Raw genomic sequence first — 26,558 nt, forward strand, 5'->3', positions numbered from 1 at the left:
CTACATCGAGTCTGCTGGGATTTGATGGTTAATTTATATTAACGAAATGTTTGGAGATGGTGCTGGTGATTTTAGCGGTTCTTCAAGCCAGGGTAAGTTCCCGTCGTCTCCCCAGGAAGGTAATAAAAGAGATACTAGGTGTCCCAATGATCTTGAGGCAGGTGGAGAGGATAAAGAGATCTGCCAGGGTTGACCAGCTGGTGGTGGCCACTAGCTTGGACGCGAGCGATGATGTGCTTTGTGATCTGTGCGAGAGAAGCGGCCTAGATGTTTATAGGGGGTCCCTAAACGACGTTTTAGATCGCTTCTACAGGGCATGTCTTCCCTACGCACCGGATCATGTGGTTCGCCTCACCGGCGATTGCCCGTTGGCTGATCCCGCGGTTATTGACTTGGTCATCGACGAACACTTGAAGTGTGGAAGTCAATATACGAGTAATACGTTAGAGCCGACGTTCCCCGATGGGCTTGATGTGGAAGTGATGGCTTTTTCCGCTTTGAGGGATGCTTTTGAGGAGGCCACGCTACCCTCTGAGCGGGAGCACGTTACGCCTTTCATTTATAAGCATCCCGATAGGTACAGGCTTGTTAACGTAAGGCGTAAAGGGGACAACCTGTCTCACATGAGGTGGACCGTGGATGACGAACGGGACTTCGAGTTGGTGAGCAAGATCTACGAGGCCCTGTATCCCCTTAGGCCAGACTTCTCCAGCGAGGATGTTTTGCGTCTTCTGGAAGCCCAACAGGAGCTTAAGGGTATAAACAGCGGAGCCGTCCGGAACGAAGGCTATCTGAAGTCGCTTGAGGAGGATGCGCAATTTTTGAAACAGAGGGGTGGGTATGATGCCTAATATTGATAAATCGCTTGAAATGCAACGCAGGGGCAGGGCTCTAATACCGGGGATGACCCAGCTTCTGTCCAAGAGGCCGGATATGTTTAGTCTGGGAGTTTGGCCTGGATATTACTCAAGGGCTAAAGGCGTGACCGTCTGGGATCTGGATGGGAACGAATATATAGACATGAGCATCTCTGCCATAGGTGCGAGCATACTCGGTTATGCCGACCCGGATGTAGATGGGGCGGTTATTGACGCCATAAGATCCGGGGTGGTCTCATCCCTGAACTGCCCGGAGGAGGTGGAGCTGGCGGAGCTTCTATGTGACCTGCACCCATGGGCTCAGATGGTCCGCTTCACCCGCTCTGGCGGTGAAGCCATGGCGGTGGCAGTCAGGATAGCCAGGGCTCATACCGGAAGGGATCGAGTTGCGTTCTGTGGTTATCACGGTTGGCACGATTGGTATCTGGCGGCTAATGTCGGTGCTGATAACGCCCTTGGGGAACACTTGATACCTGGTTTGGACCCATGTGGTGTGCCCAGGTGTCTTGAGGGTACCGCGTTACCCTTCCGGTTCAACAGGGTGGAGGAGCTGAAGTCAATCGTAGAGGAGCACCGATCCGATCTAGCTGCGATAATCCTTGAACCGGTTAGGAACGATGACCCCACATCGGATTTCGTGGCGGCGGTTAGGGAGATGGCGGATCATGTGGGGGCGGTTTTGATTGTTGACGAGATATCCTCCGGTTTTCGGCTCAACAGCGGAGGAGCCCATCTCATCTACGGATACAAACCCGACATGGCGGTGTTCTCAAAGGCCATGGGCAACGGATATCCAATCGGTGCCATAATAGGCAAGGCCCCTGTCATGGAATCTGCCCAGAGGTCCTTCATAAGCAGCACATGTTGGACGGAGAGAACGGGTCCTGTTGCGGCCCTAGCCACCATATCTAAACATCGGGCCCTCGATGTTTCGAGGCACCTCTGCAAGGTGGGTAAGATGGTTCAAGATGGCTGGAGGGACATCTTGTCGGATCTCTCCTTGAGCGGTCACGTGAGCGGTATGTATCCCATGAGTCACGTGGACTTCGACGGACCTTTTGCAAGGCACATGAAGGCCTTCTTCGTTCAGGAGATGCTGGATAAGGGCTTCCTTGCCTCTAACCTGTTCTACGCTTCGCTTGCTCACAATGAGAATCACGTTTCTTCCTACCTATCTGCCGCCAGAGATGTCTTCGCCAAGATGAAGCGCCATCTGGAGGAAGGGACCATCGAGAAGGCGCTCAATGGGCAGCCGTCTCAGGTTGGTTTCAAGCGACTTAACTGAACTTTGCAACGGAGGTGTGCGGATTGTTCGACGGCTCTTCTGTCCTTATAACCGGGGGAACCGGGTCCTTCGGAAAGGCGTTTGTTCGACGAATTCTAGATAACTACAAGCCCCGAAGGGTGGTTATATACTCCAGGGACGAGCTCAAACAGTCTGAGATGGAGAGGGATTTTGACTGCCCATTCCTTAGGTTCTTTATAGGAGATGTGAGGGACCTCGATCGCTTGCGCTTGGCCATGAGGGACGTAGATTATGTGGTCCATGCGGCGGCACTGAAACAGGTCCCGGCCGCTGAGTATAACCCCATGGAGTGCATCAAGACCAACATTGTTGGAGCCTGGAACGTGGTCCAGGCGGCCATTGACCTGGAGGTTGAGAAGGTGGTTGCCCTTTCAACCGATAAAGCGGCCAACCCCATAAACCTATACGGGGCAACGAAGCTCTGCTCCGATAAGATATTTGTGTCCGCCAACAACATAGCGGGTACCCACAGGACCCGATTTTCGGTCGTTCGCTATGGCAATGTGGTTGGATCAAGGGGATCCGTGGTTCCGGTATTCAAGTCCATGATTGAAAAGGGAGCCAAGTTCCTTCCGATAACGGATGCGAGGATGACTCGTTTCTGGATAACCCTTCAGCAAGGAGTTGACTTCGTCCTCAAAGCCTTTGCCAGGATGCGGCAAGGGGAGATCTTCGTTCCCAAGATTCCCTCCGCGCGAATAGTTGACCTGGCAACCGCCATGGCCCCGCAGCTTCCCCAGCGGGTGGTGGGTATTCGCCCCGGAGAGAAGCTTCACGAGGTCCTGTGCCCCAAAGATGAGGCATTCAATACTTTGGAATTTCATGACCATTTTGTGGTGAAACCCGCCATAACCTTCCAGGAGGGGGTTGACTACTCCATAAACCCCCTTGGAGAGACGGGTAAACCGGTGGAGGATGGGTTTGAGTATCAGTCGGGGTCGAATCCATGGTTTCTATCCGTCGAGGATATAAGGACCTTGGTGGGGGGCCCCTTTGGGAGGTAATCCGATTGGCTTTCATTCCCTATGGAAGGCAGTATGTCGACGACGATGACGTTGCGGCGGTGGTGAAGGTCCTAAGGGGCGATTGGCTTACCCAGGGACCCAACGTGGCGGATTTTGAGGAGGCCTTTGCCCAAAAGGTGGGGGCTAGGTTCGCGGTATCGTTCTCAAATGGCACTGCTGCTTTGCATGGAGCCTACTACGCCGCTGGGGTGGGAAAAGGGGACCAGGTGATCACGTCACCGATGACCTTCGTGGCAACCGCGAACGCCGCCCGGTTCCTAGGAGCCCACGTTAGGTTCGTGGACGTGGATCCCTCAACGCTGTGCATGGACCCCGACCGCCTGCAGGAGATGGTCTCCCCAAGAACCAAGGTTATAGCCCCGGTGAGCTATGCCGGCTACCCGGTCCCGCTGGACAAGATAACCGCCGTGGCCAGGTCCGTGGGAGCTATTGTGGTGGAGGACGCCTGCCATGCCCTTGGGGCCTCAAGGGAGGGGGGGATGGTGGGAGCCCAGGCGGACATGACGGTATTCAGCTTCCACCCGGTGAAACACATAACCACCGCTGAGGGCGGCATGGTGACCACCAACAACGAGGAGCTGGCCCGCAGGCTCCGTCTCTTCAGATCCCACGGGGTAGAGAGGGATCCCTCCAGGATGAGCCGAAACGATGGCCCCTGGTACTACGAGATGGTGGATCTGGGGTACAACTACCGCCTCACAGACATCCAGTGTGCCCTTGGCCTGTCCCAGCTGGCCAAGCTGGACCGGTTTGTGCAGGCCCGCCGAAGGATAGCCCGAAGGTATGCGGAGCTTCTCAAAGGGGTTCCCCCCGTGGGGCTCCCGCCTCATCACCCGGGACACTCGTACCACCTGTACCCCATAAGGGTTCCCGCCGAGCGGAGACGGGATGTATTTGAGGCCCTGAGAAGGGAGGGGGTGGGGGTACAGGTTCACTACCTTCCGGTTCACATGCACCCCTACTATAAAGACCTGTACGGGATCCCCGATGACGATCTGCCCAATGCCTTGAATTATTACCGGGAGACCATATCACTGCCCATGTTCCCATCCCTTGAAGACCATGAGCAGGATAGGGTGGTGGAGCTTTTATCCAGCTACCTGGGGTAGGTGAGGGACCTGGATCGCCGGGGGGCTTTACAGCCGATGATACCCCGACACGTCTATTTGGCCCTCCTGGACCATGGATCTTACCCGCTCCTCCTCCTCGCAGGGGTACCGGCAGGCCAGGCCGCAACTGGAGGACAGCGATCGGGGGACCGGCACTATCTTGACGTTGAGTCCGTTTTTCCTCATGGTCCGCTCGAAGAGAAGGGCCATGTGGGTGGTCTCAAAGGTGGCGATGCACTCCAAATCAATACCCCCAGGTCGACCAATTAGGATCCATCTAGGTAATTATACCGGTGGACTGGATGGCGCGGTAGGTATAAAATTTACCTTGCGTCCCAGGGTTATAAAAATGAAGGAGGTAGTCGGATCGATGAAGTTCAACTTTAGGTTTGTGGGCGTCATGTTGGTGGCCACCATGCTTCTGGCCCTTCTAGGTGGGGTAGCCATGGCTAATGAGAAGGTGGGTGTCCTGGATCCCCAGAAGGTCCTCTACATGCACCCCAAGTTCAACCAGACCCAGAACCAGATAAAGACCATGATGGACAAGAAGCAGGCGGAGATGAAGGCCGCCATCGACAAGGAGAAGGACAACAACAAGAAGGCCCAGATCTTCGAGGCCAAGAGGCGCGAGGCGGCGGCGGAGGAGAAGAAGCTTATGGATCCCATCTTCAAGGACATCGACACCGCCATTCGCACGGTCTGCAAGAACAAGGGCATAACCCTTGTGGTGGCCAAGGACTCGGTCTTCTACGGGGGCATAGACATCACCGATGACGTGCTCCAGGAGGTCAAGAAGCAGGCGGCCAAGTAAGGCCTCTCGGCGGTCAACCGCTAGCTAAAGAGGGGGCGGTGGAGTTGCCACCGCCCCCTCTTCACTTTTCCTGTTCTTCTCGTTCCTTACCCTCTCGGGTCCCCCCTACCTCTTCTTACCCCCCAGGTAGGCCTCCTCCACGTGGGGGTCGTTGAGCAACTCCGTGGAGGGGCCCTCCATGATCATGTGCCCCGTCTGGAGCACGTAGGCCCGGTGGGAAAGCATCAGCGCCTGCCTGGCGTTCTGCTCCACGATGAGGATCGTTAGCCCCATCTCCTCGTTGATCCGCTTGAGCTCCTTGAATATCTCCTTGATTATTATCGGTGCCAGCCCCAGCGAGGGCTCGTCCAGCAAGAGGACCCTGGGACGGGCCATGAGCGCCCTGCCTATGGCTAACATCTGTTGCTCTCCCCCGGAGAGGGTCCCGGCGTACTGGTTCATCCGCTCCTCCAGCCGTGGAAACAGATCGAAGATCTTGCGCATGTCGGACCTTATCTGCTCATCGGACTTCTGCGGGAAGGCCCCCATAAGCAGGTTCTCCTTCACGGTCAGCGGGGCGAAGACCTTCCTGCCCTCGGGCGATATGGCAACCCCCCGGGTTACCACCTGGTAGCTCTTGGTTGGGAGCTCCTCCCCGTCAAGGAATATCTTGCCACCCTGGCGGGGAACGCTGCCCATTACGGCGTTCATGAGGGTGGATTTGCCCGCCCCGTTGGCTCCTATGACCGCCACTATCTCCCCGGGATACACGTCCAGGTCAACTCCCTGAAGGGCCTTTATGGCCCCGTAGTTCACCACAAGGCCCCTCACAGAAAGGATCGGCGTCCGCTCCTGGCTCATGGCTGTCACTCCTCCTCCCCAAGGTAGGCCTTTAGGACCTCCGGATGGCTCTGGATCTCCTCCGGGCCACCCTCGGCTATCTTGGCGCCGAAGTTCATGCAGATTATGTGGGGACATATGGCCATGACCAGCTCCATGTGGTGCTCGATCACCAGGATGGTGAGGCCGAAGTCCCGGTGGATGCCCACTATGAGCTCGTTGAGCTGTTCCACCTCTTCGGGGTTCATCCCCGCCGCGGGCTCGTCAAGCAGCAACAGCTCCGGCTTCAGCGACAGGGCCCGGGCGATCTCAAGCCGTCTCTGAAGTCCGTAGGGCAGGGTCCCCGCAAGCTGATGAGCCCGATCCGCCAGCCCGACCCGGTCCAGCAGCTCCATGCTCAGCTTCCGGTTGGCCTCCTCCATGGACCTCCAGCGCCCCAGGTGGGTGAAGGCCTCGGCGAAGCTGTACTTGTAGTGCTGCTGGCAGGCGGTCATCACGTTCTCCAGCACCGACGAGGACTGAAAGAGCCTCAGGTTCTGGAACGTCCTGGCGATACCACGGCCTATGACCTCGTAGGTCTTGAGGGGGGTTATGTCCTCCCCCTTAAAGGTTATCTTCCCCTCCGAGACGTCGTAGACCCCGGTTATCAGGTTGAAGATGGTGGTCTTCCCCGCCCCGTTGGGGCCTATCAGGGCCGCCAGCTCCCCCTTCTCCAGCGAGAAGGTCATGTTCTGGACCGCCTTGACTCCGCCGAAGTTCTTGCTCACCCCTGAAAGCTCTAACACGAAGGACATGGGGCTAGGCCACCTCCTTGGGGCTGGTCTTCTTGGGCTTGAACATGCTGGTGATCACGCTCTTCAGCTCCCGCTGGCCCATTATCCCCTCGGGCCGCAGGACCATGATCAGCACCAGCACCAAGCCGTATATCAGCATCCGGTACTGGGAGATGGGCCTGAAGAGCTCGGTCACCAGGGTTATGACCGTTGTGCCTATCAGCGTCCCGCTGAGGGACCCCAGCCCCCCGAAGACCACCACCGCGGTGAGCTCCGTGGACTTGTTTATGTCGAACATCACTGGCTGTATGAACCCCATGAACCCCGCCAGCATACCCCCCGCTATTCCGCAGTAGAATCCCGATATGGTGAGGGAAAGTACCCGATAGCGGGCGGTGTTGAAGCCCAGAAGGGAGGCGGCCAGGTAGTCGTCCCGACAGGCCTTGAAACCCCTGCCGAAGTTGCTTTGCACCAGGAAGAACATGAAGGTGCCCAGCAACAGGGCTATCCCCACCGCCACGGGGGCGCTGACGAAGTCCTCGATTCCCGGGTAACCCCTGGCCCCCCGGGTGACGGACTGCCAGTTCTCGATGATGAGCCTTATGGCCTCACCAAGGCCTATGGATGCGATGGCATAGTAGTCCCCCATGAGCTTCAGGGTGGGAACCCCCACCACGAAGGCCAACAGGGCGGCGAAGAGTCCCGCGGCTATCAATGCGAGGGCCCAGGGGATCTCGTGCTCCACCGTGAGGATCGCCACCGCGTAGGCCCCAACCGCCATGTAGCCCGCATGCCCAAGGCTGAAGATGCCGGTGAAGCCGGTGAGAAGGCTGACCCCCATGGCGGCTATGCAGTTTATGCAGAGGAGGATGATTATTCCCTGTAGGTACTGATCCATGCCTTGTCACCTACACTTTCTCCCCAACGGACTTTCCGAACAGCCCGGTGGGACGGATTAGAAGGGTGAAGATCAGCAGGGCGAACACCACAAGATCCCTGAACTGGCTCGATATGAGCCCCGCGGTCAACATCTCCGCCAGGCCCAATATGAGGCTACCGACCACCGCCCCGGGAAGGCTCCCAAGACCCCCGATGACCGCCGCCACGAAGGCCTTTATGGTTATGATCCCCAGCTGAGGATACAGGGTGTAGCGGACCGAAAGGAAGATCCCCCCGATGGAGGCCAACAGGCCCGCCACGAAGAAGACTATGGATATCAGGAGGCTCACGTTGACCCCCATGAGACCTGCGGTTCTAAGGTTGTAGGACGCGGCCCTTATGGCTAGCCCCCACTTGGTCTTCGAGAGGAACAGCTGAAGCCCCGTCAGACACACCACCGCGGTGACCAGGGATATTATGTCGAACGCGCTGGTGGTGGCTATGCCGAAGAAGTTGACCGGGTTCGTGGGGATCACCGGCGGTAGCGCCCTGAAACGGCCCCCCACGGTTACCACGAACAGGTTCTCGATCACTATGCTCATCCCCATGGAGGCGATGAGGAGATACAAGGTCACCGACGTCCTTTCCCGAATGGGCTTGTAGGCGATCTTCTCGGTCAACACCGCAGAAAGACCCCCAGCCAACAGCGACAGGGCCCCCGCCACCCATATGTTGACCCCCATGGAGTTCAACGCGTAGTAACAGGTGTAACCCCCGATGACCAAAAAGCCCCCGTGGGCGAAGTTGGAGAAAAGAAGTATGGAGTAAACCAACGAGTAACCCACCGCTATCAGGGCATACACAGACCCCAGGGACAGACCGTTTATGATCTGCTGAACTACCGTGCCGCCCATGCGCAACACCCCTCAGTCCTAGAGATGAGACCGTACCGATACAACAAGACCACCTCCCTGGCTTGATCGCGCCCCAGGCGCGAATAAAGTATATCAGAAAATTAGTTCACTTATCCTTGTTTTGCCGTTAACCTTTAGGACGATAAGCCCACTTTGGAGATGGTAAAATGAGGCTCAAGGGGGTGAAGGTATGTCCGATGTGAGCCTTTCTTTGGTCAAGGTCAACGTGCCCGATGGATGTAACGTGATAGTTGGACAGAGCCACTTCATAAAGACGGTGGAGGACCTCTACGAGGCGCTGGTCACCTCCTCCCCGTCGTTGGAGTTCGGCATAGCCTTCTGCGAGGCCTCCGGTGAGTGCCTGGTCAGAAGGGATGGCAACAGGGAGGACCTCATCGAGGCAGCGGTATCCAACGCCCTGGCCATAGGGGCGGGGCACGTCTTCGTGGTGGTGCTCCGGAACGGCTACCCGATCAACGTGATGGACCGGATCAAGTCGGTCCAGGAGGTGTGCAGCATCTACGCCGCCACCGCCAACCCCCTCCAGGTGGTGGTGGCCGTCAGCGACCAGGGAAGGGGAGTGCTGGGAGTCATAGACGGGTTCCCCCCCAAGGGGGTCGAGTCCGAGGAGCACGTCAAGTCCAGAAGGTACCTCTTGAGGGACATTATCGGCTACAAGCGCTGAGATCCCCGGGAGGACGCAAGCCCTAACATAAGACCCGCCATCGACAGGGCGAGCCCCGCGTATAGGGGTTCGCCCTTCATGTCCATCATCCCCCAAAACAGGGTCCCCAAGAGCCCCCCCGAGGAGGAGACCAGGGCCCACCGGGGGGAAAGCCTCCGGGGGAACAGGACCGCCCCTATCAATGGGAAGAACGTGCCGGACCCCCTGAGTCCCATGCTAAGGTACCCCCAGTTCAGGATGGTGCCGTCCCGGCTGTCGAGCGCCACCCCCAAAGCCAGCAGGACCACCGACAGGATCGACCCCCTCAGCACCGTTACCTCCCATCCAGAGGGGTTCATCCCCCGGGATGTCATGGCACGTCTGATAAGCGGGGATATGAAGTCCCTGGCCACGTTGGTCCCTATGCCTAGCACCAGCCCTGCGGCGCACCCCACGGTGGTTATGAGCAGCGCCGACCACAGGATGCCCCCCACCAGGGGGCTGAAGTGGTGAACCACGAACCATGGCAGCGCCTGGGAGGGCTCGATCTCAACCCCAGCGCTCCTTAACGACAGCCCAACCCATATGCCCATGAGACCCAGGGGAGGCATCAGGAAAGCGGACAGCAAAGCCCCCCTCCTGGCGGTGGCCTCGTCACGGGCGGCCAGGATGGACTGAACGTATATCTGGGTGGAGAAGACCCCCACGATCAGGGCCACAAGGGACCCGAGATCCTTCGCTATCCCCCTCCCGAAGGGGTTGAAGTAGGGGGTCGAGGGAAGGGTCCCGAATATCTTGACCGGGGTCTCCCCGGTGGAGACCGCCTTGATGGCGCAAAGGCCCATCAGGATGTAAAGCAGGACCAGCTTGGCCTTCCCCAGGGCCCCGTAGCTCTTGATCCCCCCGGAGGCTATGAAGGCCAGTACCAGGAGGGCCATGATCCCGAGGGAAACCTGGGGCCTCAGGTTGACCACCGTGGCCACCAGGGCAGCCCCGGAGAGGAACTGGGACACCACCGAGAGGAAGGTGCCCACCACCGACGAGATCAGCACCGTGAAGGCCACCCTGCGGCCGAAGGCCCCCTGGATTATCTGAATTATGGTCTCCTTGCCGCCCCGCCGAAGGGGCTTGGCCAGCGTGACCGCCAGAAGGAGACAGCCTATGCCGGCCCCCAAGGTGAACCATATGGCGGATATCCCCCACATGTAGGCCATCTGAGCGGTCCCCACCGTGGAGGCCCCACCCACCAGGGCCCCCAGCAGTATCCCCACCACCGACCAGGCGGAGGCCTTGCGTCCCGCCACGGTGAACTCCTCCGCCCTCTTGACCCCCCGGGAGGATAGCTTGCCGATGAGGGCGAACGAAACCAACACCAGGAGAACGCCGAAAAGGAAAAGGGTCATCTTCATACCTCCCTCATGTGGGGTATCATACTCCACATGAGGATATTCACCATGAAGCGGGGAGATTTTCTATGATGCAGAAAATTACGTTATCTAAACTGCTTGCCGTATGGCTCCTGGTCCCCTTGTTCCTGGTGGTCCTGGCTGACCCTTCCATGGGGACCAGCGGGGAGGATCTGACGGCCCTCAAGGAGGGTTGGGGATGGCCGGTGGTGGTGATACCCCCCAAGGGGGGCTGGGGCTCCCCCGAGGGGGACTCGGTGAAGTGGGCGCTGCGCACCGCCGAGATGGAGGTGTCTCTTAGGCACGGGGGGGTGCACGGCAGGGACGTGGTCTTCATGTACCCCAACCTGAACGGCCCCGAGGACGCGCTGAAGCGGCTCCAGATATGGAGGGCCATTGGGGTCGGGGTGATACTCTGCTTCGACCAGGGGCCCATAATGGAGGCCCTGATTCGGGCCTGCAGGGAGAGGGGGCCTTCCCTGATCCTATCCGATGGGGAGGATATCTCCCTCCGGTCCCCCTCCGGCCCCCCCTGGCGGTATCTGTTCTCCCTCGGATTCTTCAGGAACTACCGGGCAAACGCCCTGGCCCAGTTGGCCACCAGGGGAAACCTGAAGCCTGCCATAATTTCCGACAGGTACGACCCCGACATGGAAAGCGGAACCGAGGCCACCTATCGCCTGCTGTCCGGCCGCTTCCGGGGGTTGAGGACCTTCTGGCTCATGGGGCGAGGGGACGTCAACTTCCGCTACAGGCTGGCGGAAGCCTCCGCCGATGGGGCTGTGGTGATCGTAAGTTGGCTGGACTCCCTGTCCTCCGTGTCCCTCTGGAGGACCGCCAAGTCCTACAAGCTACCGGTGGAGATATGGCACGCCGCGCCCCCGAACCACCAGATCCTCAAGGAAGCGGACGGCCTCCTCTACGTGGACGGTGACCTCCTCCTGGCCAGCAGGACCAAGGAGCTCAACGATCTCCGGTGGAAGATAATAAGGACCACCCGCCGGGAGGTCCGGGACCTGGTGATGGCCGGCAAGTCCTACGCCATGGGGGTTTGGGTGATAAGGGCCCACGAAACCGCGGGGACCAATCGGGCGGACGTACTGGTCTCCCACCTGGCCTCCACCAGGGAGGTCCCCCTGCTGGGGGAGATGCTAAGCATCAATCCCGTAACCCACAGGCCCCTAAAAAGGACCTTCGGGGTCATCCGGGTGAGCGGAAAGGCCCCTAGCCTCCATAGTACCCTGTCCATAACGTCAAATTCGGTGGAGGAGTGACTTGTTTTAAGGGCGGTCTTTTGTTAACCTTTTCTCAAGTGCCCATTCCTTTGTTGAGAGACGCTAAGCCGGGAGGAGTTGTTGTCCAATGAAGCTGAGGGATATCGTGGAGGCGATCGATGGCAGGGTCCTTTGCTGTGAGGACAGGCTTGACCAGGAGGTCGGTTCCGCCTACGCATCGGACCTCATGAGCGATGTGCTGGCCTTCTGCAGCCCCGGGGCCCTTCTGATAACGGGACTCACCAACATTCAGATAGTGAGGACCGCCCAGATGCTGGACCTCTGCGGTGTGATCTTCGTGAGGGGCAAAGCCCCCCAGGACGACACGGTCAAGCTGGCGGAGTCCAGCGGCATACCCATAGTTCTCTGCGGTCACAGCATGTACATGGTCTGTGGCGAGCTCTATGCCAAGGGGCTGCCCGCCTGCCACCTTCCCAGCGAGGGGGATTAATCAGCGGTGGACGTGCCGGTCAGCTTGGAGTACAGCGTGGAGGGGGATGACTTTCTGGCCGCCGGGGAGGCATCGAACAACATCAAGGAGACCCTTAAAATGTTGGGGGTCCCTTCCCCCATATGCAGGAGGGCTGCGGTGGTGACTTATGAGATGGAGATGAACCTGGTGATCCACGCGGGAGGCGGCACGCTGAAGGCCATGATATACCCGGACAAGCTGGAGATCCTGGCCATAGACCAGGGGCCCGGCATACCGGACGTGGAGAAGGCCCTCCAGGAGGGGTGGTCCACCGCCCCGGACCACATAAGGGAGATGGGCTTTGGCGCCGGGATGGGGCTCCCCAACATCCGTAAGAACTCCGACATCTTCGAGATCCAGACGGAGGTGGGCAGGGGGACCACGGTCCGGTCGGTGATCGCCTTCAGCGCCTAGCGGGGGTTGTATAATCGACTCATACGAAGCCGAGGGGTGGTCCTCTTGTCTCACAGCGTAAGGATATTCGAATCCGCCTGTAAGGGGTGCGTGAACTGCCTCAAGTCCTGTCCCACCGAGGCCATCCGGGTGGTGGACGGGTCAATACGGATCCTCAAGGACCTCTGCATAGACTGCGGCGAGTGTCTCCGCACCTGCGGGAAGAAGGCCTTGGGGCTGGAGGAGGACGACTGGGACATCATAAAGTCCCACACGCCGGGCATCCTGGCGGTGGACCCCACGTTCTTCGCCCAGTTCGGGGCCTATTGGCATCCCTCCATGGTCATCCAGTGCCTTAGGGAGTGGGGGTTGGACATGATAGTGGATCAGGCCCCCAGGGCCTTCGACCTGGCTGCCTACGCGGTGGCCAAGTCTATTGAGATGGCCTCCCGGGAGCAGCTACCCTTAATATCCACCTACTGCCCGTCGGTGGTGCGCCTCATCCAGGTCAGGTTCCCGGAGCTCATCGGCCGACTGGTGACGGTCCAGAACCCCCTGGACATAATGGGGGACCTATGGCGGATGGAGACCGGAAGACGGGATCCCATAACCCTGCTGGCCCCGTGCCCGTCAAAGATAACCCTGGTCCGGTGCCCCGTGTCCCGATCCAGTAGCCCCTTCCAGCACGTGGTGTCGGTCCGCAAGGTCACACGACAGCTCCTGGCGGCGGGCCCCCAGGTGGCGGACAACCTGCCGGATCCCACCAACAAGAGGTGGCTCAAGTGGGCCCTCCGGGGCGGCGAGGCCCGGCACGTTAGGGCCTTCTCCTCGAAGCCCATAGTCACCCTGGCGGTGTCGGGCCTTAGGAATACCCTGGACCTGCTTCAGGACCTGGAGCTGGGGAGGTTGTCGGGGGTGGACTTCGTGGAGTGCCGGGTGTGCGACCTGGGGTGCATAGGCGGCATAGCGAACGCGGAGTCCCGTTTCCTTGCCAGCCTTAGGCTCCAGCCCCTGTCGGCCCCCTGGGACATCTCCCCGGAGGAGAGGGAGGAGATAGCCGCCCTGTACGATCGGGGCACCTGGGCCCTTGAGATGCCGGTGCAACCCAGGCCCAGGCTCCCGCTATCCCAGGATCTGACCGAGGCAATGGCCAAGCTGAAGGAGATGAAGGCCATCTACGCCCAGCTGCCCCACATAGACTGCGGCTCCTGTGGGCGCCCCTCTTGCAATGCCATGGCGGAGGACATAGTCCGGGGAGAGGGGGAGATCACCGACTGCATATTCAAGCTCCGGGACGAGATATCGGACCTGGCGGGGAGGATAGCCGCCCTCTCCAAGAGCGTTCCCCACACCATGAAGGGAAGGAGCTGATCCGCCTTTGAAGGTCAAGGAATTGATAGATCACCTGGACTGCCGGCTACACGCGGAGGGTAGGCCGGATGAGGACGTCTACCGCGGGGTGGCGGGGGATCTCCTAAGCCACGTGATGGGGGCTGCCCCCGAGGGCTCCTGCTGGGTCACCATCCAGACCCACGTCAACGTGGCGGCGGTGGCGGTGCTGAAGGAGATGCCCCTGGTGATCCTGGCGTCGGACCGGGAGCCCGCCCCGGACCTGGTGGAGCGTTGCTTGAAGGAGGGCATATGCCTCGTCTCGACCCCCCTCTCCATCTTCGAGGTCTGCTCCCGGCTGGGTAATCTTGGGATAGAGGGTTGATGGGGCTTAGACCTTTCAAACTGGACCTTCACGTTCATTCGGTCCTCTCCCCCTGCGGGGAGCTGGAGATGGGCCTGAGCGACATCGCCCGGCGGGCGGCGGAGGTTGGCCTGGACGGACTTGCCCTGACGGACCACAACGCCTGCGCCAACGCGGCGGGCCTGATCGAGGCCGCCCAGGAACTTGGCCTCTGGGTTATACCCGGTTGCGAGGTCCAGACCGAGGAGGACATCCACGTGGTGTGCCTCTTCCCAACCCTGGGCTCCGCCATGGATTTCCAGGGCTGGACCTGGAACCTGCTGAACCCGGTGGCCAACGATCCGGACGTTTTCGGTTACCAGCTGGTGGTGGACAAGGAGGGCAACATCTTGGACCAGGTGGACACCCTCCTGGTACAGGGGATCCGGGCCGGGGTGGACCAGGTCCTCCTGGAGGTGAGGCAGCGTGGTGGCATCACCATCCTGTCCCACGTGGACCGTCCCTCCTTCTCCTACCCGGCGGTCTTGGGGCCCATCCCTCCAGATCTTCCGGTGGACGCCATAGAGATATCCTGGAGGGCCTCAGACCAGGAGGCGGAGCGCATAAGGCGGTCCCTGCCGCACCTTCCTTTCCTCCGGTCCTCGGACTCCCATTGCCTGTCGCACCTCTCCGCCCAGCGGTGCACCACCTTTCTCATGGGGGACCTGTCCTTTCCGGAGCTGCGCCTGGCCCTCAAGGGGCAGGAGGGCAGGGGTATCCTGGCCCCCTACAGGTTCCCGTCGGATTTGGAGGTGAGGTAGGTTGGCGCCCAAGACCTCTTCCCGATACCGGTGCTCCAACTGCGACTTCGTGAGCCTCACCCTGGTGGGGCGATGCCCCTCCTGTGGTTCCTGGGGTACCATGGAGAGAGAGGAGATCCTGCCCGTCTCGTCCGCCCCTTCCGGGGGGCTACCCAAGCTGGTCACCCTTGAGGAGGCGCCGCCGGAGAGGCGGATCCTGAGCGGCCTTCCGGACCTGGACCTGGTTCTGGGGGGCGGCTGGCTCCCCGGTGGGGTGGTGCTCCTGGGGGGCGAGCCGGGGGTGGGGAAGTCAACCCTTCTGTTGCAGTCCTGTTCCGCCGTGGCCCAGGGGGGCACCAAAGTGGTCTATGTCTCCGGAGAGGAGACCCCGTCCCAGATAGCCTCCAGGGCTAAGAGGTTGCAGTTAACCTTGGGGGAGAACTTCAAGGTCCTGGTGTGCGATGACGTCATGAAAGCCATAGGGGCCGCGGAGGCCCACGGGGCGGAGCTCCTGGTGGTGGACAGCGTCCAGGCGCTGAGACATCCCGATGCCTCCGGGTGGCCCGGCTCGCCCAACCAGGTGAGGGCGGTGGCGGAGAACGTCATAGGCTTTGCCAAACGTACCGGGGCCTCGGCGGTCATGATAGGCCACATAACCAAGCAGGGAGCCATCGCGGGCCCGAAGGCGCTGGAGCACCTGGTGGACGTGGTCCTGGTCTTCTTCGGGGAGCGCACCTCCAGGAACCGGCTGCTGAGGGCGGAGAAGAATCGCTTCGGTGGCACCGAGGAGCTCGGGATCTTCCAGATGTGCGAGCGAGGTCTCGTGCCCGTATCGGATCCCAGCGCCCTATTCTGGGGCGAGGACGAGGGGGTGGCGGGGGTGGCCATGGGGGTCCCCATGGAGGGCTCAAGGCCCATCCTGTCCGAGATCCAGGCCCTCACCTGTCAGTCCCCATACCCCTATCCCAAGAGGGCCTCAAAGGGTATAGAGCTGAACAGGCTTCAGTTGCTCATGGCGGTCATGGATCGTCGATGTGGCATGTCCCTCAGGACCAGCGACGTGTACCTGAACGTGGCGGGGGGGCTGGCGATCCAGGATCCCGCAGTGGACCTGGCGGTCTGCGCCGCCATAGCCAGCTCCGTGGAGGACGTGCCCCTGGACATGAAGGCTTGCTTCATCGGTGAGGTGGGGCTGGCGGGGGAGGTCCGGCCGGTTCCCAGGATGGCCCAGCGGGTCAGGGAGGCGGAGCGCTTCGGTTTTAGGAGGTTCGTGGTGAGCGCCAAGGACCTGAAGGCCGATGGTTTAGACTGTTCAAGGGATGATATCATACCGGTTAGGAACGTGAGGGAGATGGTCAAGCTAGTGCTGGGCTGATGGCCGTTTTGCCCTTCGAAAGGGGGATTCCTCGAGTTGGACTACCCGGTGGAGGTCTGGTTGGGTTTTTTGGCCCTTGGGGTTGTGGTGGTGGTCCTGTCCGCCAAGGCGCTAAGGCAGAAGCCGTCCTTCGGCAAGGAGGGGATGGAGGGCTCCAGCGCCCTGGCGCTGACGGACCTGTCCCCCCGAGGGACCGTATTCTGCCACGGAGAGATATGGAAGGCCCGGTCGGTTGGGGGATCGATACCCAAGGGATCCCAGGTGGTGGTGGATCGGGTGGAAGGGCTGACGCTGGTGGTTCGCCCGGATGACGAGAAGGATGGAAAGACAGGAGGGGGTGCGGATGTTGTTTGAGCTGATCGGCATGATCCTGGACCTGGGGGGTAGCCTGCTTGGGGTGGTGCTCCTCCTCGTCCTTGCCACGTCGGCGATAAAGATAGTGCCCGAGTATCAGCGGGCGGTGGTCTTCCGGCTGGGGCGCCTGATAGGGGCCAAGGGGCCCGGGTTGATCGTGGTGATCCCCCTCATAGACCGGATCCTCAAGGTGGATCTGCGGGTGGTGACGCTGGACGTGCCGGTCCAGGAGGTCATAACCAAGGACAACGTGCCCATAAAGGTCAACGCGGTGGTCTACTTCCGGGTCATGGATCCCTCCCGGTCGGTGGTGGAGGTGGAGAACCACATCATGGCCACCAGCCAGCTCTCCCAGACCACCCTGAGGTCCGTGATCGGCAGGTCCGAGCTGGACGAGGTGCTCTCCTCTCGGGACAAGATAAACATGGAGCTTCAGCAGATAATAGACGAGCGCACTGATCCCTGGGGGATCAAGGTCAGCGCCGTGGAGGTCAAGGAACTGGAGCTCCCGGAGGGGATGAAGCGGGCCATGGCGAAGCAGGCGGAGGCGGAGCGGGAGCGCAGGGCCAAAGTCATAGCCGCCGAGGGAGAGCTCCAGGCCGCCAAGGCCCTTTCGGAGGCCGCCTCGGTGATGGAGAGCTCCCCCATAACGCTTCAGCTCAGGTACCTGCAGACCCTGAGGGAGGTGGCCAGCGAGAAGAACTCCACCACCCTCTTTCCGGTGCCCATCGACCTGCTCAGGCCTTTCCTGGAGAGGAAGGGATCCTGACCGGCCTTGCAGTGCATCAGACCATGTGCCATCAGGGGGGATCCCGGATCCCTCCCTTTTGCTATTTAGGCGGGGCTGGTTATAATGGAGCCCATTACGAGTTCTAAGGTATGGAGGCGAGGGGTATGGCTTACGATTTTGGGACCATAGAGCCCAAGTGGCAGAAGGTGTGGGAGGAGAGCGGCGCCTTCCACGTGGAGCGTGGTGGGGATAAGCCCAAGTTCTACTGTCTTGAGATGTTCCCGTACCCCAGCGGGGCCCTGCACATGGGACATCTGAGGAACTACTCCATCGGAGACCTGATGGCCCGGTTCCTCCGGATGAACGGTTACAACGTCCTCTACCCCATGGGCTTCGACGCCTTCGGCCTGCCTGCGGAGAATGCGGCCCTCAAGTTCGGGGTCCAGCCGGCGGAGTGGACCTGGAAGAACATAGAGCACATGACTGGCCAGCTGAAGAAGATGGGGTGCAGCTACGATTGGCGCCGCCGGGTTGAGACCTGCAACCCGGACTACTACCGCTGGACCCAGTGGCTGTTCCTGCAGTTCTTCAAGAAGGGGTTGGCCTACCGCAAGGAGGCGCCGGTTAACTGGTGCGAGTCCTGCAAGACGGTCCTGGCCAACGAGCAGGTGGTGGACGGGGGACATTGCTGGCGCTGCGGCACCGCGGTCACCAAGCGCAACCTGGAGCAGTGGTTCCTGAGGATAACCGACTACGCCCAGGAGTTGCTGGACTGCCTGGACTCCCTGGAGGGGTGGCCCGAGCGGGTCAGGATGATGCAACGAAACTGGATAGGTCGGTCCGAGGGGGTTCGGCTCTCCTTCGCCATAGACGGCACGGACCTCACCATGGAGGCCTTCACCACCAGGATAGACACCATCTTCGGGGTCACCTTCGTGGCCCTTGCGGCGGAGAACCCCCTGGTCAGGCAACTGGCGGCCGTATCCCCCAAGGGGGATGAGATGCTCGCCTTCGCCGAGAAGGTGATGCGCCAGAACGAGATCGAGCGGTGCGCCGCCGGGGGCGAGAAGGAGGGTTTCGATACGGGCTTCTTCGCCGTTAGCCCCGTGGACGGCCGGAAGATCCCCATCTGGATAGCCAACTACATCCTCATGGACTACGGAACGGGGGCCATCATGGGTGTCCCGGCCCACGACCAGAGGGACTTCGAGTTCGCCAGGAAGTACCAGCTTGACGTGGTGCCGGTGATAAGGCCCGTGGACGGTCCCATCCCGGACGGATCTTCCATGGATAGGGCCTTCGAGGACGAGGGCATACAGTGCAACTCCGGCCAGTTCGACGGGCTCCCCACCCGAGAGGCCATATCGAAGATGGCCCTGTGGTTCGAGGAGAACCGGTGGGGAAAGCGGGAGGTCAACTACCGCCTCAGGGACTGGCTCATATCCCGTCAGCGCTACTGGGGGGCCCCCATCCCGGTGGTCTACTGCGACTGCTGCGGCATTGTGCCCGTGCCGGAGGATGAGCTGCCGGTCAAGCTCCCCATGGACGTCACGGTCCTCGAGGGGGGTGGATCCCCCCTGCCCGGTGCCAGTCACTGGGTCAACACCAGCTGCCCCAAGTGCGGTGGCCCCGCCAGGCGGGAAACCGATACCATGGACACCTTCATCTGTTCCTCCTGGTACTTCCTCCGGTACACCTCCCCCTCGAGCAAGGATGCCCCGTTCGACTTCGATGATGTGTCCTACTGGATGCCGGTGGATCAGTACATAGGCGGCATAGAGCACGCGTGCCTGCACCTAATCTACGCCCGGTTCTTCACCAAGGTCTGCTCGGACCTGGGGCTTCTGCCCAAGGACCTCCGGGAGCCCTTCACCAACCTGCTCACCCAGGGGATGGTGATAAAGGACGGCTCCAAGATGTCCAAGTCCAAGGGCAACGTGGTGGATCCCGACGAGATAATCCGCCGCTACGGGGCGGACACCGCCAGGCTCTTCATCCTCTTCGCCGCCCCGCCGGAGAAGGACCTGGACTGGTCCGACAAAGGGGTTGAGGGGGCCCATCGGTTCCTGAGCCGGGTCTTCCGGCTGGTGGAGGAGAACCTGGAGGGGCTCATGTCCGCCCCGTCCCCCATGGACGTGGACTCCATAGGGGATAAGGCCCTCCGGGACGTGAAGCGACAGATCCACAGGACCATAGACAAGGTGACCCGGGACATATCCAAGGAGAGGCAGTTCAACACCGCTGTGGCGAGCCTGATGGAGCTCTGCAACTCCCTCCAGAGCCTCAAGCCCTCCAGCCCGGAGGGGTGGAGCGTGCTCCGGGAGGGGGTCGAGTCCCTGGTTCTCTGCCTGGCCCCCTTCACCCCCCACGTGTGCGAGGAGCTCTGGAGCATGCTCGGCAAGAATGGGCTGGTGTCCCTGTGCGGCTGGCCCAAGGCGGATCCCAAGGCCCTCGAGATGGAGGACGTGACCGTGGTCTTCCAGGAGAACGGCAAGGTCCGGGAGCAGCTCAAGGTTCCCGCGGGGCTCTCCAAGGATCAGCTGGCGGAGAGGGTGTTGTCGGATCCTGCGGTGGCCAAGAGGCTGGAGGGCAAGGAGATATTGAAGGTCATAGCGGTGCCCGACAAGCTGGTGAACGTGGTGGTGAAGCCCTAAGTTGCCTCACCTGGTGCTGTTGTTAGGGGAGCCATCGTCTATAAAGGGTCTCGTACAGAGGGCCCTCGAGGACCTGGGGGCCCCGGGACAGGAGGTGACCAGGAGGTCCTACCAGAGCTGGTCGGACCTCCTGGGGGATAACAGCTCCTGTGGGCTATTCGCCGAGCGCTCCTTCGTCCTGGTTGAGGTGGAGGGGGATCTGGGCCCCTTTCCCCTCCACATGACGCCCCTTTTGGAGGGGCCCGAGGCGGACAACGTGGTGCTCCTGGCGGTTAATCAGCTCCCCAAGGAGCTGTCCCAGGGGGAGCTGAAGGGCAGGGTCTCGGTTTACCGGGACGAGCCCCTGCCCCGGTTCGGCCGGGACAGGATCCGCTGGATCGAGAACCAGGCCAGGGGACTGGGGCTTTCGATATCCTCCGATGGCCTGGCCTTCATATCCGACGCCTTCGAGGACCGGGAGGAGATATCCGGTGAGCTTCGGAAGCTGAGCATGCTGGGACGTGCGGTGTCGCTGGAGGACGTGAGATCCCTCTGCCTGGGGGACGGTCAGCGAAACCTGGTGTCGTTCCTGGACCTCTTGTGCGCCCGGCGGGATGTGGAGGCCATCAAGACCTTGGAGGCCCTGAAGCGGGATCAGGACCTTCTTCCGCTGGTGTCCGCCACCTACAACCGGTTCAGGCTTGCCTTTTACGCCCACCGCTTCGGTGAGGGGTGGGTGAACCGGAACCTATCCCCCAGGCCCTATGCCATGAAGATGGCCATGAGGGCGGTGGAGGCCTACCCGCTGGCGGCCTTGAGGGATTTCGTATGGGAGCTCATAAGGATCAACGTGATGGAGAAGATGGGGCTGGGGGCCGGCTGGGCCCGGTTCGATATGGCGGTTTTTGGCCTTCTCAACTCGTCGAGGGGAAGGAGATAGGAACAGAACAAGGTCCCCTTCCATCCTCTGGGGATCGTAGGGGACCTGATCTAGCGATTGACGTTACGGATCTTAAACCTGGGCGCCCTTGACGAGGGCGTGAACCTTGGCGGCGACGCCCGACTTCCGCCGGGCCGCGGTGTTCCGGTGAATGACCCCCTTGACCACCGCCTTGTCGAGCACCTTCTGGGCCTCGTCGAGGCGCTTCTTGGCCATATCCACGTCCTTGCTCTGTACCGCCTCAAGGACCTTCTTGATGGCGTTCTTGCAGCGGGTCTTCCAGAACCGGTTGTATAGGCGGTTCCTCTCGGCCACCAGGACCCTCTTGGCTGCGGACTTCTTGTTCGGCATACCGTCACCTCCTTTTTTCAAACGTTGGACATCATATCATAGTCATCGTCATGGCCGCAAGGGCGATGATCGAGCCCCTCCGATTCCCACGGCGCATGGGTTATTATAGATGCAACTGGCCGTTATGGCCAGGTATTCCAATCGTTGGGAAGTGGTGATCCATGTCCTATGGGATTGACCCCGCTGAGCCCCTCATCTCCCGTGGGGCGGTTATCCTCTGTGCCGGTGGGCACGGTGCGGTGTTGTATGACCTTATACGGTGTTTGGGCGTCTCCGTCCTGGGGGTGGTGGACCGGGATTCCCGGATTCGGGAGGCCTTTGATGGGGTCCCGGTCCTTGGGGGGGATCCGGTGCTTGAGGAGCTGTCCCCTCAGGAGGTCTGGCTGGTTAACGGCCTTGGGGCGAATCCGGACTGTGCTCCCAGGAACGCCCTCTACCGGATGGCCAGGGGGATGGGTTTTGAGTTTCCGCCCCTGGTTCACCCTTCGGCGGTTTTGGCCCGGGACGTTCGGCTCTCCCAGGGGTGTCAGGTCATGGCCGGGGCGGTCATCCAGACCGGAGCTGTCATAGGGGAGAACAGCGTGGTGAACACCCGGGCGTCGTTGGATCACCATTGCGTGGTGGGGTTCGGGGCCTTCATATCCCCCGGGGCGGTGCTCTGCGGGGGAGTGAGGGTTGGGGATGGGGCCTTCGTTGGGGCCGGGTCGGTGCTCTTGCCCGGGGTATCGGTCGGTGACGGTGCGGTTGTAGGGGCGGGATCCACGGTGGTGGAGCCCATACCGGCTGGGACGGTTGCCATAGGTAGCCCCGCCAGGGTCAGGAGGTAGCCGGGCGATGTTGGCCGTCCCGTGTTGCTCCCTGGGGCAGGCTATGATATAGTACCAAGGCATGCCTTGAAGAGGCTTTAGGGCCCACCAAGACCGAACGGGGGGGTGTAGACTTTGAAGCGCACTTATCAGCCGCACAACACGCCCAGGAAGCGCAGCATGGGTTTCCTGGTGCGCTCCGCTTCCGCCAGCGGCCGCCGCGTGCTGCGCAACAGGCGCCGCAAGGGCCGCAAGCGCTTGGCCGTCTAGGGGTCGTGTCGGGCACCTGTCATCTTCCCGGCAGGTCTGGGAGATCGTTCCCCTTCCCTAAGGACGTTCGTCTGCGGAGCGGATGGGAGTTCGACTTCGTGTTCCGCACCGGCCGCCGGTCATGTGGCGAGCTGGTGCGGCTGTTCTTCGTTACCTCGCCGGATGGGACCACCAAGGTGGGGGTCACGGTGGGGAAGAAGATGGCCAAGGCGGCCAGGCGGGTCAGGGGCAGACGATGCGCCAGGGAGGCGTTGAGAAGACTGATCCCGTGGATCAAGGACGGAGTGTGGCTCGCGGTGTCCATGAGGGAGCGGGGGTTGAACGCCACCGCCAGGGATGTCTACGCGGACCTGGCGGCCCTTCTGTGGAGGAACGGCCTCCTTTCAGATCAGTGGCCGGGGGAGAATTGGGAGGTGGACCGAGGGTAATGCGCAACCCGATGGTCCTCCTCTGTTTGTTTTCTATAAGGGTTTATCAAATCTTCCTTTCCCCCTTGTTAGGCAGGAACTGCAGGTTCCACCCCACCTGTTCCCAGTACGCCTTCGAGGCCATATCCAGGTTCGGGGTTCTAAGGGGGATCTGGTTGTCCGCCAAGAGGCTTGTGAAGTGCGGACCCTGGCACCCGGGAGGCTACGACCCGGTGCCACATAGGTAAGCCGAGGCGTTTTCGTCGGTACGTCAATAAATTGATGGGGAGGTAGAGTTAAGTGGGTTCTCTTTGGAGCGCAGCGGGTGACCTCATGCTGAGGACGCTGAACCTTTTCTACGCCATAACCCATTCGTACGGTCTTTCCATAATAATGCTCACCGTGGTGGTGAGGATCCTACTGCATCCCCTGTCTCATAAGCAGATGGTGAGCATGCAGAAGATGCAGAAGATCCAGCCCCGGATAAAGGTCATCCAGGAGAAGTACGCCAACGATAAGGAGAAGATGAACCAGGAGATCATGCAACTTTACAGGGAGAACGGGGTCAACCCCGCGGCGGGCTGCCTTCCCCTGTTGGTCCAGCTACCCATATTCATCCTCCTCTACAGGGCCCTGATCAACTACGACTTCTCCAACACGTCCTTTCTTGGGGTCAACCTGAGCATGTCCGCCCTGGGGGCTATGGCCAACGCGCTGGGGATTAGCTCCGCCAAGCCGACCTTCACCGCCATCCTGAGCGGGATCCTGACCAACCCCGCCGGATTGGCCAACGTTGGGGTCTACGCCCCGTCGGTGATCCTCATCGTCCTGGTGGGATTTCTCACCTGGTATCAGCAGAAGATGAGCTCCGGCAACAATCCCCAGATGGCCTTCATGAACTGGTTCATGCCCCTGTTCATGTCCTTCATCTGCTTGAGCTTGCCTGGAGGGGTCATGATCTACTGGGGAGCCTCCTCGTTCATAAGCGTTGCCCAGCAGAAGTGGGTCATGATGAGGACCGAGGAGGAGATGAAGGTGAAGCCTACCCTTCACAAGAACAAGCCGGAGCATCAGGAGAAGGCCGAGAAGACCGGCTCGGAGGACTAGCGGGCCCCAAGGGCCGAGCGCTGGATTTTTCTCTTTCACGGGTGAGGTGATGACAGGTGATCCATGAAGATGCTTCCGTGGTGGTGGAGTCCGCATCCCTTGACGAGGCCCGGATCCAGGGGGCTTTGAAGCTGGGGGTCGATCCCACGGACCTGGAGGCGGAGGTGGTGGGGGAGGAGAAGCGCCTGTTCGGGCTCCTTGGGAGGAAGCTCAAGATAAAGGTTTACGCCAAGGAACCCATGGAGCTACTGAAGGTCAGGCGTTGCGCCGGCCAGCTGTTATCCATGATGGACCTGGACCTCAAGTCCTCCATATCCCCCGAGGGGCTCGTAGACCTGGATGGCCCCGATTCGGGCATAATAATAGGCCGCTACGGGGAGACCCTCAAGGCCCTGGAGCACATATGCAACCTGATGGTCAACAACAAGGCCGGTTCCCCCAAGGTAAGGTTCGACTGTGGTGGCTACCGGGAGAAGAGGGAGGCCAGCATAGAGCGCCTGGCCAAGTCCGCCGCCGCCAGCGCGGTGAGGCGGGGACGGCCGGTGAGCCTGGAGCCCATGTCCAGCTGGGAGAGGCGGATTGTCCACCTGGCGCTCAAGGACAACCAGGAGGTGGAGACCAAGTCGGTGGGGGAGGATCCGTTCCGCAAGGTGGTGGTGTGGCCCAAGAGGTCCCCGGGCCGTCAGATGTCCTCGGATGGACGCCCTTCCGGCAGGCCCAGGGGCAGGATGGGTCGGCAGACGGGACGGTGAGAATGGCATGAGCGGGAGGGGGAATACACCCCCTCCCGCTCCGATTTCATAGTTCAGAACACCGCCAGCTCAGAGTTCCTGATGTCGCATATGAACATGTGTCCCGGCGAGTGGGATATCATGAACGGAACCTTGCTGGCCATGGCCACCGCCTGGGGTGTCACCCCGCAGGCCCAGAAGACCGGCACCTCCCCCTCCTTTATGGTTACCGGATCTCCGAAGTCGGGCCTCGATATGTCCTTGATACCTATGGAGGAGGGATCCCCCACGTGAACCGGCGCCCCGTGGACGAAGGGGAACCTCCCGGTGCACAGCACCGCCTTGGGAACCAGGTGGTGGGGTATGGGCCTCATGCTTACCACCATGGGGCCCTTGAATACCCCCGCCTCCTTGCACATGATGTCGGTCACGTACATGCTCACGTTCTTTCCCTCTTCAATGTGCCTCACCGGTATCCCCTGATCCAGGAGGGCCCACTCGAACGAGAAGGAACACCCGAGGAGGAAACCCACCAGGTCATCCCGCCAGTGGTCCTTGACGCACGAGACCTCCTCCGCCAGCTCGCCGCCCACGTATATCCGGTACTTGGGTATGTCGGTCCGTATGTCCGCCCCGGGGGCCACCAACTTGGGCTCCCATCCGCCCGGATCGGTCACGTCCAGCAGGGGGCACGCCTTCTGATTCCGCTGGCAGAAGATCAGGAAGTCCATGGCGAACTCCCTGGGCAGCGCCACCAGGTTAGCCTGTGCGTGCCCGTCGCATAGCCCTGCAGTGGGTCCCCCCCATTGGCCCTTCCGGATGACCCCCCTGACCTGGGATGGGCTCATCCCCTTTAGTTCCTGGTGGGATAACTTCAAAGCCCCAACACCTCCCTCAGGGGCCTTATCCGGATCCCCGCATCGGAGAGGGCCCCGGCGATGGATGAGGCAAGGGCGGACGCCTCCCTGGTGTCTCCGTGAACGCATATGGAGTGGGGCCTCATTTGAACCCATGAACCGTCAACCGCCTTGACCCGGCCGTTGAGCGCCATCTCCACCGTCCTGCTCACCGCCTCCGCCGGGTCGTGGATGACCGCCCCAGGCTGAGACCTGGGAACCAGGGTCCCGTCCGGGTTGTAGGCCCTGTCCGCGAAGGCCTCCTCCGCGAAGGGTATCCCAGCTTGTCTCGCGGCCTCCTCGAAGGCGGATCCCGCAAGCCCCAGGAGGATGAGCTCCTTGTCCACGTCCCGGATGGCCTGGGAGATGGCTTGGGCCAGGTTCGGATCCTTTGCCGCCTGATTGTACAGGGCCCCGTGGGGCTTCACGTGCCTTAGTTCCGTGCCGTTGGCCCTGCAGAACCCCATGAGGGCCCCCAGCTGGTAGACCATGATTTGGTAGACCTCGTCGGGGGTCATGGCCATGTTGCGCCTTCCGAACCCCTGCAGATCCGGATATGAGGGGTGAGCCCCCACCGCCACCCCCTTCTCCACACAGGCCCTTACGGTCCGCCCCATAACCGATGGATCCCCCGCATGGAACCCGCAGGCCACGTTGGCAGAGGATACCACCCCCAGCAGGGACTCGTCATCGCCTATCCGGTAGGCCCCGAAGGACTCCCCAAGGTCACTGTTCAGGTCGATCAGAACCGACACGCCGCGTT

Annotated in this window: 32 protein-coding genes; 23 read left to right on the forward strand and 9 right to left on the reverse strand. The window is 61.0% G+C overall.

The features are described from left to right. Window positions 1-56: 56 nt before the first annotated feature. From TACI_RS03400 to pseC, 4 genes are read left to right on the forward strand one after another with little or no spacing between them, the layout of a single operon-like run. On the forward strand, window positions 57-851 hold the full coding sequence (locus tag TACI_RS03400) for a cytidylyltransferase domain-containing protein (protein WP_012869429.1): 795 nt from the start codon (window positions 57-59) through the stop codon (window positions 849-851). Window positions 852-903: 52 nt separating this feature from the next. Continuing rightward, the gene (locus TACI_RS03405; protein WP_242601149.1) at window positions 904-2,163 is read left to right on the forward strand and encodes an aminotransferase class III-fold pyridoxal phosphate-dependent enzyme; all 1,260 of its coding nucleotides are present in this window, start codon (window positions 904-906) and stop codon (window positions 2,161-2,163) included. A gap of 14 nt (window positions 2,164-2,177) precedes the next feature. Then, entirely contained in the window at window positions 2,178-3,188 is a 1,011-nt protein-coding gene (pseB, locus tag TACI_RS03410) for a UDP-N-acetylglucosamine 4,6-dehydratase (inverting) (RefSeq protein WP_479725381.1), read from the forward strand. A gap of 5 nt (window positions 3,189-3,193) precedes the next feature. Next, window positions 3,194-4,318 (forward strand): UDP-4-amino-4,6-dideoxy-N-acetyl-beta-L-altrosamine transaminase, encoded by a 1,125-nt coding sequence (gene pseC / locus TACI_RS03415; RefSeq protein WP_012869432.1) that lies wholly within the window; start codon window positions 3,194-3,196, stop codon window positions 4,316-4,318. 27 nt (window positions 4,319-4,345) lie between these two features. Here the strand turns inward: pseC and TACI_RS03420 are convergent, their stop codons facing one another. Then, the gene (locus TACI_RS03420; RefSeq protein ID WP_012869433.1) at window positions 4,346-4,561 is read right to left on the reverse strand and encodes a putative Se/S carrier protein; all 216 of its coding nucleotides are present in this window, start codon (window positions 4,559-4,561) and stop codon (window positions 4,346-4,348) included. Window positions 4,562-4,688: 127 nt separating this feature from the next. On the opposite strand from TACI_RS03420, the gene TACI_RS03425 reads away from it, so the two are divergent. After that, on the forward strand, window positions 4,689-5,129 hold the full coding sequence (locus TACI_RS03425; RefSeq protein ID WP_012869434.1) for an OmpH/Skp family outer membrane protein: 441 nt from the start codon (window positions 4,689-4,691) through the stop codon (window positions 5,127-5,129). Between the two features lie 105 nt (window positions 5,130-5,234). On the opposite strand, the gene TACI_RS03430 is transcribed toward TACI_RS03425, so the two are convergent. From TACI_RS03430 to TACI_RS03445, 4 genes are read right to left on the reverse strand one after another with little or no spacing between them, the layout of a single operon-like run. Further along, complete coding sequence (locus TACI_RS03430) at window positions 5,235-5,969, reverse strand: ABC transporter ATP-binding protein (protein WP_012869435.1); 735 nt, start codon at window positions 5,967-5,969, stop codon at window positions 5,235-5,237. A gap of 5 nt (window positions 5,970-5,974) precedes the next feature. Continuing rightward, the gene (locus TACI_RS03435) at window positions 5,975-6,742 is read right to left on the reverse strand and encodes an ABC transporter ATP-binding protein (protein WP_012869436.1); all 768 of its coding nucleotides are present in this window, start codon (window positions 6,740-6,742) and stop codon (window positions 5,975-5,977) included. 4 nt (window positions 6,743-6,746) lie between these two features. Beyond that, entirely contained in the window at window positions 6,747-7,619 is an 873-nt protein-coding gene (locus tag TACI_RS03440) for a branched-chain amino acid ABC transporter permease (protein WP_012869437.1), read from the reverse strand. Window positions 7,620-7,629: 10 nt separating this feature from the next. Then, window positions 7,630-8,514 (reverse strand): branched-chain amino acid ABC transporter permease, encoded by an 885-nt coding sequence (locus TACI_RS03445; protein WP_012869438.1) that lies wholly within the window; start codon window positions 8,512-8,514, stop codon window positions 7,630-7,632. A 190-nt stretch (window positions 8,515-8,704) separates the two neighbouring features. Between TACI_RS03445 and TACI_RS03450 the strand changes: the two genes are divergently transcribed. After that, window positions 8,705-9,199, forward strand: coding sequence for an adenosine-specific kinase (locus TACI_RS03450; RefSeq protein WP_012869439.1), 495 nt, complete (start codon window positions 8,705-8,707; stop codon window positions 9,197-9,199). Here the strand turns inward: TACI_RS03450 and TACI_RS03455 are convergent. Further along, window positions 9,187-10,581, reverse strand: coding sequence for a sodium:solute symporter family protein (locus TACI_RS03455; protein ID WP_012869440.1), 1,395 nt, complete (start codon window positions 10,579-10,581; stop codon window positions 9,187-9,189). The two genes, TACI_RS03450 and TACI_RS03455, sit on opposite strands and share 13 nt — an antisense overlap. 71 nt (window positions 10,582-10,652) lie before the next feature. Here TACI_RS03455 and TACI_RS03460 point away from each other — a divergent pair, with 71 nt between their 5' ends. The 11 genes from TACI_RS03460 (at window position 10,653) to TACI_RS03510 (ending at window position 21,227) form a co-directional block, all read left to right on the forward strand. Further along, the gene (locus tag TACI_RS03460; RefSeq protein ID WP_012869441.1) at window positions 10,653-11,858 is read left to right on the forward strand and encodes a hypothetical protein; all 1,206 of its coding nucleotides are present in this window, start codon (window positions 10,653-10,655) and stop codon (window positions 11,856-11,858) included. Between the two features lie 88 nt (window positions 11,859-11,946). Continuing rightward, on the forward strand, window positions 11,947-12,309 hold the full coding sequence (locus tag TACI_RS03465; protein WP_012869442.1) for a DRTGG domain-containing protein: 363 nt from the start codon (window positions 11,947-11,949) through the stop codon (window positions 12,307-12,309). 6 nt (window positions 12,310-12,315) lie between these two features. Continuing rightward, window positions 12,316-12,744, forward strand: coding sequence for an ATP-binding protein (locus tag TACI_RS03470; protein ID WP_012869443.1), 429 nt, complete (start codon window positions 12,316-12,318; stop codon window positions 12,742-12,744). Between the two features lie 36 nt (window positions 12,745-12,780). Further along, a complete protein-coding gene (locus TACI_RS03475; RefSeq protein ID WP_242601150.1) occupies window positions 12,781-14,094 on the forward strand; it encodes a [Fe-Fe] hydrogenase large subunit C-terminal domain-containing protein in 1,314 nt (437 codons plus the stop codon). A 7-nt stretch (window positions 14,095-14,101) separates the two neighbouring features. After that, entirely contained in the window at window positions 14,102-14,437 is a 336-nt protein-coding gene (locus tag TACI_RS03480; RefSeq protein WP_012869445.1) for a hypothetical protein, read from the forward strand. After that, a complete protein-coding gene (locus TACI_RS03485; RefSeq protein ID WP_012869446.1) occupies window positions 14,437-15,216 on the forward strand; it encodes a PHP domain-containing protein in 780 nt (259 codons plus the stop codon). Before TACI_RS03480 ends, TACI_RS03485 begins: the two co-directional genes overlap by 1 nt. Before the next feature lies 1 nt (window position 15,217). Beyond that, the gene (radA, locus tag TACI_RS03490) at window positions 15,218-16,570 is read left to right on the forward strand and encodes a DNA repair protein RadA (RefSeq protein ID WP_012869447.1); all 1,353 of its coding nucleotides are present in this window, start codon (window positions 15,218-15,220) and stop codon (window positions 16,568-16,570) included. A gap of 36 nt (window positions 16,571-16,606) precedes the next feature. After that, window positions 16,607-16,924, forward strand: coding sequence for an NfeD family protein (locus tag TACI_RS03495; RefSeq protein WP_012869448.1), 318 nt, complete (start codon window positions 16,607-16,609; stop codon window positions 16,922-16,924). Beyond that, window positions 16,914-17,693 carry a slipin family protein gene (locus TACI_RS03500; protein ID WP_012869449.1) on the forward strand — a complete coding sequence of 260 codons (780 nt, stop codon included), beginning with the start codon at window positions 16,914-16,916 and terminating at the stop codon, window positions 17,691-17,693. Before TACI_RS03495 ends, TACI_RS03500 begins: the two co-directional genes overlap by 11 nt. A 125-nt stretch (window positions 17,694-17,818) precedes the next feature. Then, window positions 17,819-20,308 carry a leucine--tRNA ligase gene (gene leuS, locus TACI_RS03505; RefSeq protein WP_012869450.1) on the forward strand — a complete coding sequence of 830 codons (2,490 nt, stop codon included), beginning with the start codon at window positions 17,819-17,821 and terminating at the stop codon, window positions 20,306-20,308. Between the two features lies 1 nt (window position 20,309). Next, window positions 20,310-21,227 (forward strand): DNA polymerase III subunit delta, encoded by a 918-nt coding sequence (locus TACI_RS03510; RefSeq protein WP_012869451.1) that lies wholly within the window; start codon window positions 20,310-20,312, stop codon window positions 21,225-21,227. Between the two features lie 72 nt (window positions 21,228-21,299). Here TACI_RS03510 and rpsT read toward each other — a convergent pair whose 3' ends face one another. After that, entirely contained in the window at window positions 21,300-21,578 is a 279-nt protein-coding gene (rpsT, locus tag TACI_RS03515) for a 30S ribosomal protein S20 (RefSeq protein ID WP_012869452.1), read from the reverse strand. A gap of 161 nt (window positions 21,579-21,739) precedes the next feature. Here rpsT and TACI_RS03520 point away from each other — a divergent pair, with 161 nt between their 5' ends. The 6 genes from TACI_RS03520 to TACI_RS03545 all read left to right on the forward strand — a co-directional run bounded on the left by TACI_RS03520 (window position 21,740) and on the right by TACI_RS03545 (window position 24,920). Continuing rightward, complete coding sequence (locus tag TACI_RS03520) at window positions 21,740-22,405, forward strand: acetyltransferase (protein ID WP_012869453.1); 666 nt, start codon at window positions 21,740-21,742, stop codon at window positions 22,403-22,405. A 114-nt stretch (window positions 22,406-22,519) separates the two neighbouring features. Beyond that, window positions 22,520-22,654 carry a 50S ribosomal protein L34 gene (gene rpmH, locus TACI_RS03525; RefSeq protein WP_006583714.1) on the forward strand — a complete coding sequence of 45 codons (135 nt, stop codon included), beginning with the start codon at window positions 22,520-22,522 and terminating at the stop codon, window positions 22,652-22,654. Between the two features lie 5 nt (window positions 22,655-22,659). Next, a complete protein-coding gene (locus TACI_RS03530; RefSeq protein WP_012869454.1) occupies window positions 22,660-23,082 on the forward strand; it encodes a ribonuclease P protein component in 423 nt (140 codons plus the stop codon). Between the two features lie 11 nt (window positions 23,083-23,093). After that, a complete protein-coding gene (gene yidD, locus TACI_RS03535; RefSeq protein WP_164925357.1) occupies window positions 23,094-23,309 on the forward strand; it encodes a membrane protein insertion efficiency factor YidD in 216 nt (71 codons plus the stop codon). Between the two features lie 52 nt (window positions 23,310-23,361). Next, window positions 23,362-24,168, forward strand: a complete 807-nt coding sequence (locus TACI_RS03540; protein ID WP_012869456.1) for a YidC/Oxa1 family membrane protein insertase — start codon at window positions 23,362-23,364, stop codon at window positions 24,166-24,168. A gap of 56 nt (window positions 24,169-24,224) precedes the next feature. Beyond that, the gene (locus tag TACI_RS03545) at window positions 24,225-24,920 is read left to right on the forward strand and encodes a Jag family protein (protein WP_012869457.1); all 696 of its coding nucleotides are present in this window, start codon (window positions 24,225-24,227) and stop codon (window positions 24,918-24,920) included. Window positions 24,921-24,973: 53 nt separating this feature from the next. Here TACI_RS03545 and TACI_RS03550 read toward each other — a convergent pair whose 3' ends face one another. Both TACI_RS03550 and TACI_RS03555 read right to left on the reverse strand, forming a co-directional pair. Next, on the reverse strand, window positions 24,974-25,777 hold the full coding sequence (locus tag TACI_RS03550; RefSeq protein WP_012869458.1) for a putative hydro-lyase: 804 nt from the start codon (window positions 25,775-25,777) through the stop codon (window positions 24,974-24,976). Beyond that, entirely contained in the window at window positions 25,774-26,550 is a 777-nt protein-coding gene (locus tag TACI_RS03555; protein WP_012869459.1) for a LamB/YcsF family protein, read from the reverse strand. The genes TACI_RS03550 and TACI_RS03555 overlap by 4 nt, the downstream gene beginning before the upstream one ends. Window positions 26,551-26,558 lie beyond the last annotated feature (8 nt).

The sequence above is a fragment of the Thermanaerovibrio acidaminovorans DSM 6589 genome (assembly GCF_000024905.1).
Lineage (GTDB): Bacteria > Synergistota > Synergistia > Synergistales > Synergistaceae > Thermanaerovibrio > Thermanaerovibrio acidaminovorans.